This window comes from Pandoraea sp. B-6 (genome assembly GCF_000282835.1).
Classification (GTDB): Bacteria; Pseudomonadota; Gammaproteobacteria; order Burkholderiales; family Burkholderiaceae; genus Pandoraea; species Pandoraea cepalis.
Map to the genome: position 1 here is coordinate 28,489 of NZ_KB290495.1, position 15,838 is coordinate 44,326.

15 protein-coding genes and 1 pseudogene are annotated in these 15,838 nt (G+C 64.2%); 5 read left to right on the forward strand and 11 right to left on the reverse strand.

Annotation, left to right across the window (positions count from 1 at the left end):
- Positions 1-42: 42 nt before the first annotated feature.
- The 6 genes from A985_RS0104205 to A985_RS0104230 are packed head-to-tail and all read right to left on the reverse strand — an operon-like array spanning position 43 to position 5,266.
- Positions 43-930, reverse strand: coding sequence for an alpha/beta hydrolase (locus A985_RS0104205; RefSeq protein ID WP_232424514.1), 888 nt, complete (start codon positions 928-930; stop codon positions 43-45).
- A gap of 56 nt (positions 931-986) precedes the next feature.
- Positions 987-1,850: an ABC transporter ATP-binding protein gene (locus A985_RS0104210; RefSeq protein ID WP_017232161.1), complete on the reverse strand. Its 864-nt coding sequence runs from the start codon at positions 1,848-1,850 to the stop codon at positions 987-989.
- A complete protein-coding gene (locus tag A985_RS0104215; protein WP_017232162.1) occupies positions 1,847-2,590 on the reverse strand; it encodes an ABC transporter permease in 744 nt (247 codons plus the stop codon). The genes A985_RS0104210 and A985_RS0104215 overlap by 4 nt, the downstream gene beginning before the upstream one ends.
- A 28-nt stretch (positions 2,591-2,618) precedes the next feature.
- Entirely contained in the window at positions 2,619-3,176 is a 558-nt protein-coding gene (locus A985_RS24165) for a VOC family protein (protein WP_017232163.1), read from the reverse strand.
- A 34-nt stretch (positions 3,177-3,210) separates the two neighbouring features.
- The gene (locus A985_RS0104225; protein WP_017232164.1) at positions 3,211-4,272 is read right to left on the reverse strand and encodes an ABC transporter substrate-binding protein; all 1,062 of its coding nucleotides are present in this window, start codon (positions 4,270-4,272) and stop codon (positions 3,211-3,213) included.
- 37 nt (positions 4,273-4,309) lie between these two features.
- The gene (locus tag A985_RS0104230) at positions 4,310-5,266 is read right to left on the reverse strand and encodes a fumarylacetoacetate hydrolase family protein (RefSeq protein ID WP_017232165.1); all 957 of its coding nucleotides are present in this window, start codon (positions 5,264-5,266) and stop codon (positions 4,310-4,312) included.
- A 160-nt stretch (positions 5,267-5,426) separates the two neighbouring features.
- On the opposite strand from A985_RS0104230, the gene A985_RS0104235 reads away from it, so the two are divergent.
- Entirely contained in the window at positions 5,427-6,410 is a 984-nt protein-coding gene (locus A985_RS0104235) for a 2-hydroxyacid dehydrogenase (RefSeq protein ID WP_157211344.1), read from the forward strand.
- Positions 6,411-6,552: 142 nt separating this feature from the next.
- Here the strand turns inward: A985_RS0104235 and A985_RS0104240 are convergent, their stop codons facing one another.
- The 3 genes from A985_RS0104240 to A985_RS0104250 form a co-directional block, all read right to left on the reverse strand.
- Positions 6,553-8,355, reverse strand: coding sequence for a hypothetical protein (locus A985_RS0104240; RefSeq protein WP_017232167.1), 1,803 nt, complete (start codon positions 8,353-8,355; stop codon positions 6,553-6,555).
- Positions 8,356-8,436: 81 nt separating this feature from the next.
- Complete coding sequence (locus A985_RS0104245) at positions 8,437-9,486, reverse strand: porin (RefSeq protein WP_017232168.1); 1,050 nt, start codon at positions 9,484-9,486, stop codon at positions 8,437-8,439.
- 276 nt (positions 9,487-9,762) lie between these two features.
- Complete coding sequence (locus A985_RS0104250) at positions 9,763-10,230, reverse strand: VOC family protein (protein ID WP_017232169.1); 468 nt, start codon at positions 10,228-10,230, stop codon at positions 9,763-9,765.
- 252 nt (positions 10,231-10,482) lie between these two features.
- Between A985_RS0104250 and A985_RS0104255 the strand changes: the two genes are divergently transcribed.
- The 4 genes and pseudogenes from A985_RS0104255 to A985_RS0104270 all read left to right on the forward strand — a co-directional run bounded on the left by A985_RS0104255 (position 10,483) and on the right by A985_RS0104270 (position 13,584).
- On the forward strand, positions 10,483-11,136 hold the full coding sequence (locus tag A985_RS0104255) for a GntR family transcriptional regulator (RefSeq protein WP_017232170.1): 654 nt from the start codon (positions 10,483-10,485) through the stop codon (positions 11,134-11,136).
- 355 nt (positions 11,137-11,491) lie between these two features.
- Positions 11,492-11,994: pseudogene (locus A985_RS24170) on the forward strand (inclusion body family protein).
- Positions 11,995-12,073: 79 nt separating this feature from the next.
- The gene (locus tag A985_RS0104265; RefSeq protein WP_017232173.1) at positions 12,074-12,598 is read left to right on the forward strand and encodes an AidA/PixA family protein; all 525 of its coding nucleotides are present in this window, start codon (positions 12,074-12,076) and stop codon (positions 12,596-12,598) included.
- A 146-nt stretch (positions 12,599-12,744) separates the two neighbouring features.
- Positions 12,745-13,584, forward strand: coding sequence for a bifunctional allantoicase/(S)-ureidoglycine aminohydrolase (locus A985_RS0104270; protein WP_017232174.1), 840 nt, complete (start codon positions 12,745-12,747; stop codon positions 13,582-13,584).
- Between the two features lie 108 nt (positions 13,585-13,692).
- Here A985_RS0104270 and A985_RS0104275 read toward each other — a convergent pair whose 3' ends face one another.
- Positions 13,693-14,580, reverse strand: coding sequence for a LysR substrate-binding domain-containing protein (locus tag A985_RS0104275; protein WP_017232175.1), 888 nt, complete (start codon positions 14,578-14,580; stop codon positions 13,693-13,695).
- Between the two features lie 59 nt (positions 14,581-14,639).
- On the reverse strand, positions 14,640-15,838 hold a 1,199-nt coding region (locus tag A985_RS24175; RefSeq protein WP_083902186.1), incomplete at its 5' end, for a gamma-glutamyltransferase family protein.

Consider the following 15,838-nt stretch of genomic DNA (forward strand, 5'->3'; position numbering starts at 1 on the left):
AACGGCGCAATGGCTCACCGGCGCAGGCAGGCGCGAACCGCATCAGGGCGATGGGTCGATGTCGTGCAGGAAGTGCAGGATCTCGCGACCGAGCGACTCGTCGCCGGAATCGAGATGCGCAACCACCGACGTATGGTTGTGGTCGCGCACCTGTAGCCAGCGCGGCGCGCGGGCGTCGCGCTTGGCCAGCCGGTGACAGAACTCAAGCGCATAGGTGTCGAGATGGGGATTTTCGAACTCCGCCACGACGGTCATCACGGGCACCGGCATCGCTTCGGCATGCGCCATCGGCGCGTCGGCCTCGTGGCGTGCAGGCGCGTCGCCGTAATACGCCACCACACCGGGCGCGTTCGGATTGTCGGGCAGCACATCCGCACGCAGTCGCGCGCTGATAAGCACGGTCCCCGCCACCTCGGGCTGCGCCGGCCGCACCCGCGGGTCGCACAGATAGCTGGCCACGTGCGAGCCGCCGGCCGAATGGCCGATCAACAGCATGCGCTTCACGTCGGCCCCACCCTCGCCCGCATACTCGCCGATATGCTCGCGCACCCAGCGCACCGCGGCGCCCACGTCCTGTGCGCCGCCCGGGAACGGCGCCTCGGGCGCGAGCCGATACTCCACGTTGACCGCCACGCAACCGTGACGCGCGAAGTATCGGGGCACGTTGCCGTAGATCTGCGCATTGGCGTTCATGTCGCCGCGAACGAACCCGCCGCCATGCACGAAGATGACGACCGGTGCAGGCTCGCGCAAACGCGACGCCGGCCGATAGACGTCAAGCCGATGCCGCGCATGCGGCCCATAGGCCAGATCACGCACGACGGTGTACGCGTCGGTCGACGCTTGCGCGAGCAGCGGCGTGTAGGTCTCCAGCACGAGGCGCCGTCCGGCAGCGATATCGTCGGCCCAGCGCGGCCCGAGCGCGCGCATGTGCGATCGCGCTCGCGCCCACCCGTCTGCCGTCGCCGCAATCGTCTGTCCGGTCATCAATAGACCCCCATCAGTTGCGAGAGCTGCGCGACATACCCGGCGTATCGCGGGTGCTGCTTGATCGTCTGCGGCGAGCGCGGACGCGGCAGATCGATCACGACTTCCTGCTGCACCTTGCCCGGACGCGCCGACATCACGATCACGCGATCCGACAGGAACACCGCCTCCTCGATGCTGTGCGTGACGAGCAACACCGTTTGCCGGTGCTCCTGCCAGATGCGCAGCAGTTCGACGTTCAGGTTGTCGCGCGTGAGGGCGTCGAGCGCACCGAACGGCTCGTCCATGAGCAGCACTTTCGGTTCGAGCGCCAGGATCTGGCCGATCGACGCGCGCTGGCGCATGCCGCCGGACAACTCGTGCGGATGATGATCGGCGAACTGGGCGAGCCCCAGCATCTCCAGCAGCGCCGCCACGCGCGGCTCGCTCTTGGCTTTCGGGATCTTGCGCAGACGCGTGCCGAGCAGCAGGTTTTGCCGCACCGTGAGCCACGGCAACATATTGCTCGTCTGGAACACCACGCCAATCTCGGGGGCGGGCCGCGTCACGCGCTGGCCCGCCACACGCACCTCGCCGCCATCGTGCGGCACAAGGCCGGCAACGATGCGCAGCAGCGTGCTCTTGCCGCAACCGCTCGCGCCGAGAATCGACACGAACTCGCGATCCGCAATCGAGAGCGATACGTCGTCGAGTATCTTCACCGGTGAGGCCTTGCGCTGCTTGGCGGCGAAGGTCTTGTCGATGTGGCGCACTTCGATCATGGCGTCGTGGACCTGCGCGGCGCCCGCCGGTGCCACTTTCGTGTCGCCGGCGGGGCGCGACGGCGCGGGGAACGGCGTCACCGTAGTCGTCGAGATCGTCATACGTTGATCCCTCGCCACCAGACAAAGCGCGCCAGACGCTCGATCACCCAGTAGAGCACTACCGCCAGCAGCGTCACCATGAGGATGGCCGCGAACATGACGTCGGTGCGCGCCGCCGCCGATGCGAACACGATCAGATGCCCCAGCCCCGCTTCCGAGCCGATGAACTCGCCGACGATGGCGCCGATCACCGCGAGCGGCATGGCGATCTTCAGGCCATCGGCGAACGCGGGCAGCGCCGCCGGCAGGTACAGCCGCCAGAAGGTGTCCCACGGGCTCGCGCCCAACGCGCGGAAGTGCTCGTCGAGGTTGCGCGCGACACTGGCGAGTCCGCCCATGGTCGCCACGACGACCGGGAAGAACGCGAACAGGAAGGTCGACGCCAGCTTCGACGCAAACCCATACCCGAACCACACGATCATCAGCGGCGCGAGTGCGATCTTCGGCATGCTCTGCAAGGCAGTGACGAGCGGGTACAGCGTGCGACGCGCAAACGCGCTGTAGCTGATGACGACGCCAATCACGAGCCCACCTGCCACCGCCGCCACGAAGCCGGTCAACACTTCGACCGTTGTGATCCAGGTGTCCTCCAGCATTTGCGGATGCACTTCCCAGGCCGCGCGAAAGATCGCCGACGGCGGCGGCATCAGGTACGACTGCACCTTGAAGTACGTCACGGCCAATTCCCACAGGGCGAGCAGCACGCCCCAAAATACGATCGTCTGTGCGATGCGTTTCATTCGATGTCTCCTCCGGAATCTCGGCTGGCTAGGTCTTTCCGCCCGACTTGTCCTTGACCATGCCCGGCGGGGGCGGCACGACGAAGCGTTCGAAGCGGAACCGGTCGAAGCTCTCGATAGAGCGCTCCCACACCTTCGCTTCGTACGGGTGGTCGTCGTCGATCTGCGTCATTTCGCAATACAACTCGACGTTGTTGCCATCCGGGTCCTTGAACACGAGGAAATAATTCGCCCCCGGCCCGTGACGCCCGATCCCACGCACGATCTCGACGTCATGCGCACGCAGCACCGCCACGGCTTGCTCCATTTCCTCGACACTGTCGACGAGGTAGGAGAAGTGCTCCATGCCGGGACGGCCGTAACGCGGCAGATCGTCGATGTCCGGCGAATCCTTTGGAATCTGCGAGAGCGCCAGATCGTGGTGGTCGGTGCCGGCGCGCAAGAACACCATCTGGTCGCCAATCCAGTCGGAGACGGTCAATCCGAGCACTTCGGTGTAGAACTTCGCCGACTTCTGAATATCACGCACCACCAACACCAGGTGACCAAGGCGCTTCGGGTTGAGCTTGGGTTTGAGGCTTGTCATCTCGACTCCTTGCATTGCAGCGATTGCGCGAGCGTCATTCGACGAACTGGTTGGTATAGAGGTCGGTGGCCTTCAGCGTGGGGGGCAGGTTGAAGGCGTTGCGCACAAACTGCGCGGTCGTCGCCATGCGCGCCACCGGCAGCCAACCCGGCTTGTGCCCCTGCGTTTCGCGGTCGGTCTCCAGCACGCCGATCTGCCGAATCTGTTCGACCATGACCTGTTTGTCGAGCATGGGGTACTGCGACACGATCACACCCGCCGACGCCTCTGGATGCTCGCGCATCCACGCATAGCCGCGATAGGTGGCCTGCACGAAGCGACGCACCACGTCAGGCTGCTTCGCAATCATCGTCTCGGTCGTGACGATGCCGTTGCCGACCATGTCGAGCCCGAAATCTCGGTAGCGCAGCGAGCCGATCTCCCGCCCCTGCTTCGCCGCGAGCGACTTGAGCACCGGCAGGTTCGCGCCTTCCCAGCATTCGGTGAGATCCACGCGACCTTGCAGGAACGACGGATTGATCGTCGACGGGTCGAGCCGCAACAGCTTGATCGCCGTCGGCGGCAAGCCATTGGCCTTGAGCCAGGCCGGCACGATGTTCTGTAACGGCGACGCCCCGCCGCCGCCCATCGACAACCCCTTGAGATCGGCGGGCTTCGCAAGGGTCCGCCCCGGTTTGACGAGGTAGCAGATCGCGCCGGGCCAGACGGCATTGATCGCGCCAACCATCTTCGTCTTTCCGCCCTGCGCGCGGTTGAGCATCACGCTGATCGGATCGCCGTAGCCGAACTCGAACAGGCCCTGATCGACTTCATTGACGGTGCGCTGCCCGCCATGGCCAACGACCGCCGACACTTCGAGGCCTGCCTCGCGGTAAAAGCCCTGGTGAATGGCAACGAGCACCCCCCCGGTGCTGCCCTGTGGCAGCCACGAGAGGTTGAACTTGACCTTCTCCTGTGCGACGGCCGGCGTCGGCCACAGCGCGCCCGCACCGATAGCACTCACCGTGCCGATCGCCCCCATCGCTCCCATCGCACCGATCGATCCGGCACACGCAAGCACCGTCCACCACCGCCTTGCCCACTGCCACTGCTCCATTGCCGCCTCCTCCTGGCCGCTACCTGAGCGGCCGTTGTTATCTTTGCTGCGCCACGACGCGGTTCTCGATGGCCCCAATGCCCTCGATGCCCGCCACCATCACGTCGCCGGCCTTGAGATAGACGCCGCGTCCCATGCCCACACCGGTCGGCGTGCCCGTGGCAATCAGATCGCCTGGCTTGAGCGTGAGAATGTCGGACAGGTAGGCGATCTGCTCCGCAATGTTGAAGATCATCCCCGCCGTCGTGTCGTTTTGCATCATTTCGCCATTCACCGACAGCGTCATGCGCAGTTGCTGGGGATCGAGAATCACCTCGCGCGGCACAAACCACGGCCCCAGAGGGGCGAAGGTATCGAAACTCTTCCCGCGAAACCAGTCGTGCGTGAACGGATAGTCGGTGCGGCGGTTCAGGTCGCGCGCGCTGACATCGTTGATGACCGTATAGCCCGCGATCCATTCATGCGCCTGCTCGACCGGAATATGCCGTCCCGGACGGCCGATGACCACCGCCAGCTCGACCTCCCAGTCCACGCGCTGCGCGTGCGGCGGCAGCACGACGTCCGTGCCGGTCGCCGTCACGCTCGTCTCCGCCTTCATGAACATGTACGGCGAACTCTCGCTGCGCGGCGCGAGCTTCGTACCCATTTCGGCCGCGTGCTCGTAATAGTTCGAGGCCGTTGCAAAGATGCGGCCCGGCTGATAGGGCACGCACAGGCGATAGGCGTCGCTCGCCAGCGCGCCGACCTTCGCCGGCACACCCGCGTCCAGCGCACGGCGCACGGCGGCGTTGATCGCTTTGCCGTGCACATCCCAGTCCGAGAGCAGCGCCGTCAGATCGTGCGCCGCCAGCACCGCATCGCCCACGTCCGTGCCCATGTGGCGCAGCACGGCTTCCAGATCGTACAAATGCCCATGTTGCACGAGCGCCGTACGCCGCGCGGCAACGGCGCCCGGCGCCAGCGATTCATAAGTTGCAAGTCCAAACCAGGTCACACCTTCCTCCTTGTCTTCCCTCAGGGAACCGACGTCGCGCGTTGCGCATCGGTCGTTTTTTTGATTGCCATGTGAAGATACAATACATAGCATATGTATACATAGCAACAGATTTGTATTTTATTTTCCTATCCAAACGATCCTCACGATGAAGGCCTCCATGACCGACGCTTCGCCACTCCTCTCCCTCATCCCGCTTGCGCCGATCACCCGCGCGCGACTGATCGCCGCGGGACTGCGTCTGCACGAGATCGACGCCGATTGCGAGGCCGTCGATCGGGCCGACGTCATCCGCCTCATGTCCAATGCGTCCAACGTTCGCTTCGTGCTCACCAATGGCACGACAGGCCTCACGGCCGTGCAGATGGATGCGCTACCGAAGCTCGAACTCGTCTGCGCCTTCGGGGCGGGCTACGAGAACATCGACGTCGCCGCCGCCACCGCACGTGGCATCGCCGTCGCGCACGCGCCCAACACCAACGGCGAGACCGTCGCCGATCACGCCCTGGCCCTCATGCTCGCCACCGCACGCGGCCTCATCACGCTCGATCGCGCCGTGAAGGCCGGTGGCTGGGCGAACCACCGCGCACCGCGCCCGACGCTGCATGGCGCGCGACTCGGCATCGTCGGCCTGGGTCACATCGGTCACGCGATTGCGACGCGCGCGGAAGGCTTCGGCATGTCCATCCGCTATCACACGCGCACACCGCGCCGCAACTGCCGTTGGCACCATGTCGCTGACGTCGGCGCCCTGGCCGACGCCAGCGACTTTCTCGTGCTCGCCTGCCCGGGCGGTGCCGCGACACATCACCTCGTGAACGCCGACGTGCTGGCGCGGCTCGGCGCCGACGGCTTTCTCGTGAACGTGTCGCGCGGCAGCGTCGTCGATACCGTGGCCCTGATCGAAGCGCTGTGCGACGGCGTGATTGCAGGGGCTGCGCTCGACGTGTTTGAGCACGAACCCGAGGTGCCTTCGGCATTGCGCATGCTGGAGAACGTTGTGCTGACGCCGCATGTCTCGGGACGCTCGCCGGCCGCCCTGCACGCGCAGATCGACGCGCTGCTCGCCAGCCTTCACGCCCATCTCGCGGGCGCGCCGCTGGCGTCCCCCGTCAATGCGGTGGCGCGGCATGTCGCGCGATAACGCGTTCAGGTGAAAAAAGAAGCGGGCAACCAGGAGACCTTCGGAGGTTGCCCGCCTCAACACTTCACGCTTTGGAGGCCCTGTGAAGTCGTGCGCGGCGACGGCACGACGTGTCGTGCCGCCTTGACACTGTGCGCGGTGCTTACCGTGCCGGCCAGGGTTTTGCCGGTGCGCCCATCACGGGCTCACCCAGCAACGGGCTCGACAGGGCGTAGGCGCCGTTCTCGGTGAAGGCCCACATGATGTTGCGGTCGTACTCGGTGTACATCGCGAGCACCCCCTTGCCCAGCGTGTAGACGGGCAGCTCGGACTCGTCGGCCAGCCCCGGCACGAAGTAGCCCGCAATGCGCGGCTTGGCCGGATCCTTGACGTCGAATATCTGCACCCCCGCGTTGTAGAACGAGTACGGCACGATGCCCTGGCGCCACGCGCCCGGCTGGCCGATCGAATTCGAACGCTTCGGACCGAAGTTGCCGCCGCGCTGGCAGAAACTGGTGAACGGCGCGCCTTCGGGGACGTCGGGCTCGGGCAGCTTCGCCGCGACCTTCATCTTGGCCGGGTTGCGCGCATCGACCACGAAGATGTCCTTGTACGGCTCATAACAGTCGCGGTTCATCGGGTAGCCGCTGGTCAGCACGTACCCCGTGCGCTCGTACTGGCTCACGTCCGCATTGTCGTACTCGGTGCCCGCGAAGCTCGGCGCCGTATTCACGTTGCCCAGTACCTTCGGATGCGCCGGATCGGACAAGTCGAACGACCACAGCCCCAGCCCCCCCATCGCGCCGAAGCCCACCTTGCCGCCCTGCTCCAGCGGCTTGGGCAGGAAGATCGGCATGCGCGAACCCATCCACGAGGTGCGGTTGCCCGCCCGCGGATTCTGCAAATAGGCCTGTTCGTGCGCCGCATTGCCAAGAATCTGCCCCGGCACCGAGATCTGCGAGACGAACTTCGGATTGGCCGGATCCGACATATCCCACACCTGGTAGCCCGGCGAGTAGAGATAGTTCGGGTACTCGGTAAGTGCGTAGCTGTCGTCCGGCGCCGACGAGAGAATCATGTACTTGCCGCCGTAGAACTCCGGCGAATCGAGCGAGCCCGAGCCCTGCTGCTGCCCGACCGGCGCGTCCGGATGCTGGTAGTCGGTGGTGCGCGTGGCGATGAGCTTCCAGTCGGACGGTAGCGGCCCATCCATCTCGAAGACCTTGAAGCCCTTGAGCGAGTTGTAGTGGCGTTGCGCGGCCACCTTGTCCGGTTGCTTCGACTTGTCGGTCATCAGGCCGTAACGGCCGATTTCGAACGACGCCACGAGAATCGGCTTGCGCCGCGCCTTGTTCCACACGATGGTGGCACCGCCCAGATAGCCGTGCACATTGTTCGGATCAAACTTCTCGCTCGATCCCTTCGGGCCCCACACGCCGCCGGTCGAATACACCACCTTGCCATGCGCGGGATCGGTCACGTCCATGATGCGCAGGTAGTCGCGATCGTGAATATAGAGGTAGCGCTTGCCGTTGAAGTCGGCGATGTTGTTCCATGCGTGGAACGGCGAATTGACCCCCGGGTAGAACGCCAGGACTTTCACGTTCTTGGTGTAGCTTTTCTTGTCCCACGTCGTCAGCTCGCCGGGAAAGCGCTGACCGGCGTGCACTTCCGGTGTGGCCTTCGGCCAGATGAATTTGCCTGTTGCCGGATCCATGCCGTAATCGACGCCCGCCTTGAGCGGCTTGGGCTCCCGATCCGGCGTGAGGCGCAACCATCCCGCCAGGTAAGGATCCTTGACGTTCGGCATACCGGGCGTACCGGTGGGCTGTGCGTCCGACGGCGTGGCGGCGGGCGCCGCCGGCGCGCTGTCCGGTGCCGACGCGTGGGCCGCGAGCGTCATCGTGAGCGCCGCGAGCAATGCCGTCGCGGTCAACGAAACGCCGAGTGTGGGCTTGCGAAACATGTCTTCCTCCTTCGTCTCAAAAATCTTCTCGCCAGCGCGTCAGTCAGGCGCTGGCGGCGTGATGTCGCCGATCGGAACGCGTCAGAACGCGTGGCGGATGCCGAACTGCACGCCCGACGGATTCTGTGTGCCGGTCGGCGTGACCTGGAACGTCACCGGGTAATGCACCGTCGTGTCGTTGCTGTGCTGCACACGGGCATAAGTGGCGTAAAGCGTGGTGCGTTTGGACAAGCTGTACATGTAGCCGATCACGAAGCCGTTGCCGTTCGAGAGCGCCTTGTTGTCGTCGTCCTGACGATGGACAAAGCTCGCGTAGAAGCGATGACGGTCGGTCAGCGCATACCGCACCCCGGCCTGAATATCCCAGCCGCGCACGTTGAATGCGACATACGGCGGGTACGCGTAGTAGCCGTTGTACGTGTGATAAATCAGGGTCGGTTCGACGCTGCCGAACTTGTAGGTGGCCGAGAAGTAGTTGTCGCGCGACGAGTGGATCTGGCTCGACGAGTAGATGTCGCGCGTGTATTGCAGTTCGCTGACGGCGCCCAGGAAAATGCCGCCGTTACGGTAGTCGAGGCCGGCAGAGTAGAACCGGCCCGAACGCGTACCGTCGCCCACGCCGGTCGTCGCCATGAAGCGGCCCATCAACCCGTGCCAGCGGGGCGTGTTGTACTGAATGGCGTTGTCGACGCGATACGACGCGTAGAAGAACTCCATGTTGTTGACCATACTGAAGTCCGCCGCCCAGCTCGGGTCGGCGTAACCGGCGATCCAGTAAGACGGCGTGAACTGACGGCCGAGCGACACTTCGCCCCACGCCCCCTTCAGGCCAACGAACGACTGGCGCGCCTGCGCCGATTGCGTGCCGTTCGCGGCAGAGAACATGGGCTCATACGTGAAGAATGCGCGGTTGCCGCCGCCCAAGTCCTCGAACCCGCTCAAATTGAAGCGAGAGTTGTTCAGCCCGCCGCTGGAGACCCGCGTGACCTTGCCGCCATTGGCCCCCGATCCCCACAACTGCTCGACGTTCAGGTCCACGAACCCCGAAAGCGTCACGCCCCCGGTCGATTGCGCGTACGCACCGCCCTGCAGTGCGCCCAGCAACAATGCACACAACACTCGCTTCTTCATGCTGTCTCCTGAGTTTTCTCGTTTTTGTCGCGGCGCCCCTGACCGGGTGTCTGCCGCCCGCGCTACATGTATACAATCAGTCGAATTATTATACATAGCAAAGAAATTGAATTTCTACCGCTATTTGTTTATACAAACGATCGATTTTTTTATAGCGGGTCACCCCGGATGGCCACTGGCCCGTGAGCGCTGGTCGCTGAGCGCCGCCGGCGCGTGGCGTCCGGCGGGCAGAGGCAGGTGTTGCGAACCCTGGCGCCGAGCGAGAACGGCGTGCTATCAGAGCCCCGTGCGATCGGCTTGCAGCCCTTCGTGACGCAGCGCTGGCGCGTTGTCCTTGCCCGTGCCGTCCTTCGACGCACCGCCCCAGCCGTGGGCAGTGACATCGAAGATCACGCCATTCGGATCGAAGAACTTCACTTCATAAAAGATGTTGCTCTTCACCGGCACTTCGCCCATGTAGTAGCGGCCCCCGGCAGCTTCGATTTTCGTACGCGTGGCCTCGACATCCTCGACCCAGATCCCGATGTGATGCAGCCCCACATACTCGCGGCCGCGATCGCCTGCGGCTTCGTCGTTCTTGTAATTGAGCAACGCCAGGTTGATGACGCCGTCAGACAGATAAACGCCCCGAGCGAGCGACGAGTCCGTCTCGCCCACTTTCTTGAAGTCGAATGCCTGCATATAGAACGCTGCCGCCTTCCACGGATCGGGCACCGAAAGCGCAATGTGACGCAGTTTGGCCATGATGAGATGTCTCCTTCGAATTGAGGTGTCGACGCGTGCCGGAACACCCGGCAGACGTTCATGTATACTATCTCAGCATATTGCATCCAAAAACGTATTTTTGAATGCACTTGGATCACCCTGCTGCGCTTTCCATCCGGCAATGGCGTCCTGATGACGCCTCCAGACATAGTGGCGAAGGAAAATACTCGTATAATCTCCATGTATACAATCGCATCAAAAAGACACATCCACGGAGCGAGATAGACAAGCATGGCCGAAACCATTGCCGCACGAATCTGCCGGGTGTTGACCGGCGAGATCATCGACGGACGCCTGCCGCCGGGACAGAAGCTCGAGGAAGTCGCGCTGGCCGAGCGCTTCAAGGCGTCGCGTACGCCCATTCGTGAAGCGCTGCGCGAACTCAATGCACGCGGCCTCATTGAACTCACCCCGCACAAGGGCGGCGTGGTGGCGAGCATCAGCGTCGACGATCTGTCCGACATGCTCGAAGCGATGTGCGAACTCGACGCCCTGTGCTGCCGGCTGAGCGCCCAGCGCATGAGCGCGATGCAGAAGAAGCAGCTCGAGATGATTCACATCCAGAGCAAGCAGTGCATGGATGCGGGCGACGAAGCCGGCTATCTCGCGCTCAACCGCGAGTTCCATCAGTTGCTGAGCGCGGGCACGCAGAACAAGACGTTGATGGCGCTGATCGACAGTCATCGTGAACGTCTGGCGCCCTTCCGCGCGGCGCAAGCCGATGTCGAAGAGCGCTTCGCCGTGTCGTTCGACGAGCACGAGCGCGTCGTCGAGGCCGTGCTCGCGGCCGACGCCGAAGCCGCCTATAACGCCATGCGCAGCCACACGGCGCGGTTGAGCATTCATGTGCTCGAACGCCTGCAACACAGCCGCAAGCTGAGTTAAGCCCCGCCCCCGCTCGTCTGTCCAGGCCGGCTTCGTTCACACGGCCGGCCGATACGCTCCTGTCGCTGACGCCGCCGATGCCCGCACGCACGCATCGGCCTTCCTGGGGGCATCGCTCCAATTCCCCGATTGGTGTATCGGTGCCCATCCGCGCAACGCGAGTCGCGACGCCGCTTTGCACGCAACTGTCACTCATAAAGCGCAGCCCGCGCGAGGTTGAACATTGCCGTCGCCGTTTCTAGGCTCCATCCGTGAAGCGCGTTGCCGCGTTTCGCGCGCGGCCGGCAGGCCGCTGGCTTAGAGACCGCCATCGTCCGATGGACGGCATCCAACTCAGCCTTTCGTGGAGAAACACATGTCGCAAATCACCGATGTGCTGGTCAGCATCGACACCAAGACGATCGTCGACCGGTACGGCAAGAACTCCAGCATGGCGAATCCCCCCTCATCGACTTCAAGCACGTCTTCATGATCGTGGCGCAGGGTAACGTGGTGAGCGGACAGGCGGGCGGTGAGCTGGACGTCGCGGCGACCGTCGGCGACGTCATCCGGTGGCGCGAATGCTCGCTCTCGCTCGGCTTCGAGCAATCGTGCATCTTCTACAAGTTCATCGGCAATCAGGGCAACGACCTGATCTCCCCGCCCTCGCCACGGGAAGCGGAGGTCACGATCCCCGTGCCGAATCCGCCCGACCCGACCCATCCGAAGAAGCAGACCTGCTCGAACTACTTCTGGTCGTGCGAAACGCTCAAGACCGGTCGCGTCACCTACCACTTTCAGTTCATGATCCTCGATCGCAGCGGTAATTTGTGCGGCTGCTACCAGTGGGATCCGTTCATCACCATTCGCAATCACTGACGAGCGCCGCGCCGCGATCCACGACGCGCCAATCCGGGCGCCCGATCGCGGTCACCTAGGCTCACGGCAAGGAATCCCAATGTCCAACGCAAACACCTCCGACGGCGATGGCGAATGCGGTGCGATTGCCGACGTTCTGCTTGTCATCGATACCGTGACGCTGCTTGACCAGCACCCCGAAGCGATCGACGCGCCCGTGGGCGTAGACGCCGACTGCTGCCATGCGCTGGCCGCGGATAGCGCGGCGCTCACCGGTGTCAATGCGGCGCAATGGCGTGTCGACGTTCGCCCCGGCGACCGCTTGCGGCTGCGCTGGACGCCGCTCGCCATGCGTGGCGAACATGCCGTGATGCTCCAGCTCTGCCTCGATGACGAGACAACGCTGAGCGGCCTGCAGTTGCATTGCCTTGAGCACGCCACGCGCTACGCGCCGCAATCGGGTTCGCCGCAGGCCGCCGTCGCGCGCGACGCCCCGGATGCCTTTTGGCAAGCCGATGTCGTGGGCAGCGGCACGGCAGCGCTGACCATCGAGGCCATCGTCACGGACCGCGATGTCCATGTGCTCGGCCGATTTCGCTGGCCAATGCGCGTGGTTGTGCCCTGAGCGTCTTCATTCATTCAAAAATCGAATGTCACCCATTTTGATATTTAATTTGTCGATGGATGGCGGGTTCGCTATCTTGTGCATCTTTCCCGATGGTTTCGCCCCCACGAAACTCCGCGATCAGAACGACACAGGAGCCATCAATCATGTCGAAGACTACGTATTACGCGCCGCAGGGTGGGCATCCGAGCCAATCGGAACTGCTGACCGACCGCGCCATGTTCACCGAAGCGTACGCCGTCATTCCCAAGGGCGTGATGCGCGACATCGTCACGAGCCATCTGCCGTTCTGGGACAACACGCGCCTGTGGGTGCTCGCCCGTCCGCTCTCGGGCTTCGCCGAGACCTTCGCGCAATACATCATGGAAGTCGGAGCGGGGGGCGGCAGCGACCAACCCGAGCAGGATGAAAACGCCGAGGGCGTGCTGTTCGTCGTCGAAGGGGAGATCACGGTGACGATCCAGGGCAAGGCGAACCGCCTCACCCCGGGCGGCTATGCGTTCCTGCCGCCCGCGACCGACTGGCAAGTGCGCAACCACAGCCAGGGCACCGCCCGCTTCCATTGGATTCGCAAGCACTATCAAGCCGTGCCGGGTTTGCCGGCCCCTGAGCCGTTCGTGAAGCACGAGCAGGACGTCGAGCCGATTCCGATGCCCGGCACCGACGGCCGCTGGGTGACGACGCGCTTCGTCGACATCCAGGACATGCGCCACGACATGCATGTGAACATCGTGACGTTCCAGCCCGGCGGCGTGATCCCGTTCGCGGAAACTCACGTCATGGAGCACGGCTTGTATGTGCTCGAAGGCAAGGCCGTCTATCGCCTGAATCAGGATTGGGTGGAAGTCGAAGCCGGTGACTTCATGTGGCTGCGCGCCTTCTGCCCACAGGCGTGCTACGCCGGTGGCCCCGGCCCGTTCCGCTACTTGCTGTACAAGGACGTCAACCGTCACATGAACCTGACGCTGGGTGCCCAGCCGAAGTAAGCGCCGAAACAAGCGCTGAAACCGGTGCCGTAGCAGGCGCTGAAGTCAGCGTCTGCGCTATGCGCCCCTTGGCGCCCATCCCCGCACGCATCCCGCCGCGCGCGTCGCTCACTTCGGCGCGCGCGGTTTCGTCGCGAGCATCCCGACGAGCACTTTGGCGAGCGCCATCACCATGGCATCCGCCGTCGGTCGGTGAAAGATCGCCAGCTCGAAGGCGTCGATGACCGGTAGCCCCTGCGCCCGGCCAAGCACCGCATGCCGCGGCAGTACGGCGCGCGGCGGCACCAGACTGATTCCCATCCCGTCGGCCACCGCGCCCTGAATGCCGCTCAGGCTGGAACTGGTGAAGCTGATGCGCCAGTCGCGTCCCATCGTCTCAAGTGCATGAATCATATCGTCGCGATACAACCCGCGCGCGGGAAACGTCACGAGCGGCACCGGATCGCATCCGAACGACGGATGCGTTGCGCTGTCGATCCACGCCAGCTTCTCGGGGCGGCTCGCCACCGATTCGCGACTGCCGCGACGCTGCTTGACCAGCACGAGATCGAGTTCGCCGCGATCGTAGCTCGCGAACAAATCGCGGCTCAGGCCGCTCGTGACTTCGAGCTTGACCTGCGGATACTGCCGATTGAAACGCGCGAGCACCTGCGTCGTGGCGCCGGTCGCGAAATCCTCCGGCACGCCCAGCCGCACCGTCACTATCACGGCTCCGGAGAGCGCCTCGAACATCTGGTCGTTGAGCGCGAGCATCTGACGCGCATGGCCGAGCAATCGCTCGCCCGCGTCGGTGGCATGGACGTCGCGATTGCCGCGTTCGAGCAACTTGTGCCCGACCAAGTCTTCGAGACGCCGCACCTTTTGGCTCACGGTGGATTGCGTCGAATGCAGACGCGCGGCCGCCGCCGTGAAGCTGCCGCAATCCGCCACCGTGATGATCGAGCGCAGCAGATCCAGATCGAACAGCGGGCGATTCGATTTTGCACTGCCAGCCATGTGAAGTATTTACGTTGTCGATGGATGGCAGCACTTGTATCACGCGCGACAACCGAGCGTCAAAGCCCCAGGGCCCGACCATCGCTGCGAGGATCGTGGGCACCGCTCATCTGCCCGTGCGCACCGATGCGAATCGCACCGGGATGGCCCGCCAACTGACTCTGCGGCGGCAGCTCGCTCATCTCGTGCCCACGCGCGGCCAGCGCCGCGAACACTTCGGCACCGGCATCCTGTTCGAGCTTGAGGGCATCGCGGCTGTCGGAGAAGGTCTTGCCGAGCAGGAAGCGCGGCCGTCCCAGCGCGGTGAGCGGATCCATCTCGTAATCGATCAGGCGGGTGAGCACCGCGGCCAGCGTCTGCGGTTGCCCGTCGGCGCCCTGCGTACCGTAAAGCAGTTGCGGGCGTCCCTGCTTCAGATACATGCCTGGATTGAGCGTATGGAACGGGCGCTTGCCACCGTGCAGCACGTTCGGACTCCGTGCGTCGAGACTGAACGACGCGCCCCGGTTGTGCCACAGCACGCCCGTGTCCCCCAACACCACACCGCTGCCCCAATCGAAGTAGACCGTCTGCAGCATGCTCACGCAGTTGCCCTGACTGTCCGCTGCACCGATGTACACCGTGTCACCAGTCTTGAACACATGCGGCCATGACATGGCGCGATCCATGCGAATGCTGCGGGCATGCGCGTCAAGGTGGGCGCTCGCCAGCAAGCGATCGACCGGCACATCGACGAAATCGGGGTCGGCTACATAGCGATTGCGGTCGATGAATGCGAGCTTCACCGCCTCGACCAGCACGTGGTAGTAGTCGGCGCTGCCCTCGGGCATCGACTTCAGATCGAAGCGATCGAGAATGCCCATGATCTCCAGCGTTGTCACGCCCTGCGTCGGCGGACGCAGCCCGAGCAGCTCGCCGTCACGATAGGCCACGCGCAGCGGCACTTCCTCGCGCGCCTGCGCCCGTGACAGGTCGCCGGCGCGCAGCGGCGAGCCGGCCTGCTTGAGGCCTGCCGCGATGCGGCCGGCCAGATCGCCTTCGTAGAACTCGCGCCCTCCATGGGTGGCAATGCGATCGAGACTGCGCGCCAGTGCCGGCTGATGAAAGCGCTCGCCCGCCTGCGGAATGCGGCCGTTCGGCATGAAGACCGAGGCGAAGCCTTCCCAACCCTGCAATTCGGCCGCGCGCAATGTTTGCCAGAAGTGTTGCGACGGGGTGACCGGGAAGCCGTTTGCCGCATATTCCGTGGCGCGTGAGA